Origin of the sequence: Micromonospora sp. M51, assembly GCF_018070305.1 — a bacterium.
Lineage (GTDB): Bacteria > Actinomycetota > Actinomycetes > Mycobacteriales > Micromonosporaceae > Micromonospora > Micromonospora parva.
Genome location: NZ_JAGPXZ010000821.1, coordinates 1 through 2,560, shown reverse-complemented (window position 1 = coordinate 2,560; position 2,560 = coordinate 1). Strand labels below are relative to the sequence as shown.

Annotated in this window: 3 protein-coding genes; all 3 read right to left on the bottom strand. The window is 73.8% G+C overall.

Features of this window, described 5'->3' with window-relative positions:
• The coding region (locus KBX53_RS29305; protein ID WP_210862845.1) for a Trp biosynthesis-associated membrane protein at window positions 1-508 on the bottom strand (508 nt) is incomplete at its 3' end.
• A gap of 55 nt (window positions 509-563) precedes the next feature.
• Window positions 564-2,117, bottom strand: coding sequence for an anthranilate synthase component I (locus KBX53_RS29300; RefSeq protein WP_030334434.1), 1,554 nt, complete (start codon window positions 2,115-2,117; stop codon window positions 564-566).
• Window positions 2,114-2,548, bottom strand: a complete 435-nt coding sequence (gene hisI, locus KBX53_RS29295) for a phosphoribosyl-AMP cyclohydrolase (protein ID WP_030334436.1) — start codon at window positions 2,546-2,548, stop codon at window positions 2,114-2,116. The genes KBX53_RS29300 and hisI overlap by 4 nt, the downstream gene beginning before the upstream one ends.
• Between the last annotated feature and the right edge of the window lie 12 nt (window positions 2,549-2,560).

Genomic DNA, 2,560 nt, shown 5'->3' with positions numbered 1-2,560 from the left:
ACCCGGCCGGGTCACCCTGCGCCGACGCCGCCTGCGCAGTGGTCCGCGCCGGACGTTCGTACCGGGCGCCCATCGCCGGCCACTCACCGCCCCGCAACGCCGTCCACCAGCCGCCCACCGCGGCCAGCAGACCGCCGAGCAAGCAGAGCGCCGGCCACTGCCGGCTCACCGCGCCGCCCACGTCGGCCACCAGCCCGTACCCGCCGCCGGCCGCCACGGCCAGGCCGAGCACGCCGAGCAGCACACCCAGTGCCCGCCGCAGGCGGCCCCGGGTGGCCAGCACCGCACCACCCCCGGCCAGGGTCACCAGCGCCAACGCCGGCAGCCAGGGCAGCAGACTCGCACCGCTGCGCGTGTCGCGCACCGGCGGCAGCGGCGCCGGACGTACCGACATCTCGACCGACCAACTCCGCGTGGCCGCCCACAGCGCCAGGCCCGCGCCGGCCAGGCAGAGCAGCACGGCGTACGTCAACGCCCGCCGGCCCACGACGGCCCGCTCCCCACTCACTGAGTCTGCCTTTCGTTCGCGACTGCGGGGCTCCGCTGCGCTGCACTCCTCGCGCTCACCGAGCGGGCCGGAGGGTCTCGGCGGCCGCGATCGCGGCCAGCACGGCCGCTGCCTTGTTCCGCGTCTCCTGATCCTCGGCGGCCGGGTCCGAGTCGGCGACCACACCGGCCCCGGCCTGCACGTAGGCGCGGCCGTCGCGGATCAACGCGGTCCGGATGGCGATCGCCATGTCCAGGTCGCCGCCGAAGCCGAAATAGCCGACGGTGCCGCCGTAGAGACCACGACGGACCGGCTCCAACTCCTCGATGATCTCCATGGCCCGCACCTTCGGCGCCCCGGAGAGCGTGCCGGCCGGGAAGGTCGCCGCCAACGCGTCGAAGGCGCTCTGGTCGTCACGCAACGTGCCGGTGACGGTGGAGACGATGTGCATGACGTGGCTGTACCGCTCGATGGTCGCGAACTCGGGCACCTCCACGCTGCCGGGCTGGCAGACCCGCCCCAGATCGTTGCGGCCGAGGTCGACCAGCATCACGTGCTCGGCCCGCTCCTTCGGGTCCGCGAGCAGCTCGGCGGCGAGCGCCGCGTCGGCGGCGGGGGTGCCACCTCGCGGCCGGGTGCCGGCGATCGGGTGCAGCAACGCCCGGCGCCGCCCGTCCGCGCCGCCGGTGACCTTCAGGTGCGCCTCCGGAGACGAGCCGACGATGTCGAACCCGTCGAAGCGCAACAGGTACATGTACGGGCTGGGGTTGCTGGTGCGCAGCACCCGGTAGACGTCCAGCGGGTCGGCGTGGGTCGTCCGCTCGAAGCGCTGGGAGAGCACGATCTGGAAGCACTCACCGGCCCGGATCGCCTCCTTGGCCGCCTCCACCGCCTTCGGATAACCGCCCTCCGGCGTACGGCAGAGCACCTCTCCGGCCGGCGGACGCTCGACGGTGGAGATCATCGGCGGGATGGGCCGGGACAACGCCGTGGTCATCGCGTCCAACCGGCCCACCGCGTGGTGGTAGGCGGCGGCGACCTGCGGGGCGCGGTCCGGGGCGTCCAACGGCGGCAGCACCGCGTTGGCGACCAGGATCGCCGAGCCGTCGTAGTGGTCGAGCACCACCAGGTCGGTGGCGAGCATCATGCCCACCATCGGGACGCCCAGGTCGTCCTCGGTCAGCTCGGGCAACCGCTCGAACCGCCGGATCAGGTCGTAGCCGAGGTAGCCGACCATGCCCCCGGTCAACGGCGGCAGACCGTCGGACGGGTCCCCGACCGGCCCGGCCAGCGCCGCGACCGTCTCCCGCAACATCCGCACCGGGTCACCCTCGGTGGGCAGCCCGCTCGGCGGCTGGCCGAGCCAGGTCGCCACGCCGTCGCGTTCGATCAGGGTGGCGCTGCTGCGTACCCCGATGAACGAGTACCGCGACCAGGCCATCCCGGCCGAACCAACGCCCTGCTCAGCCGATTCCAACAGGAACGTGCCCGGCCCACCGGCCAGCTTGCGGTAGACGCCGACCGGGGTCTCCGCGTCGGCCAACAGCCGCCGGGTCACCGGCACCACCCGCCACTCGGCGGCCAACGCGGTGAAAGTGGCCAGGTCAGGGCTGAGCGAGCCGTCGGTCATGAGTGCGCCTCCGTCCCGGTGACGGGCAGCTCGGTGAAGAAGCAGGTCCGGTGGCCGGTGTGGCAGGCCGCGCCGACCTGGTCCACGCTCACCAGCAGCGCGTCCCCGTCGCAGTCCAGGGCGACCGACCGCACGTACTGGTGGTGCCCTGAGGTGGCGCCCTTGACCCAGTATTCGCGTCGGCTGCGCGACCAGTAGGTGGCCCGGCCGGTGGTCAGGGTGCGGTGCAACGCCTCGTCGTCCATCCAGGCGACCATCAGCACCTCACCGGAGTCGTGCGCGCGCACCACGGCGGCGACCAGACCGTCGGCGGTGCGGCGCAGCTGGGCCGCGATGGCCGGGTCGAGCCGGGAGGGGCGCGCCGGCGCGGGCGCGGCCAGCTCGTTCGGGTCGCTGGGTACGCCGGTCACCGGCGGGTCAGGTACGGGCACAGTGAGCAATTC

Excerpts from the sequence above, each read along its gene's own strand:
- KBX53_RS29300 (WP_030334434.1), bottom strand. The coding sequence starts at position 2,117 with ATGACCGACGGCTCGCTCAGCCCTGACCTGGCCACTTTCACCGCGTTG.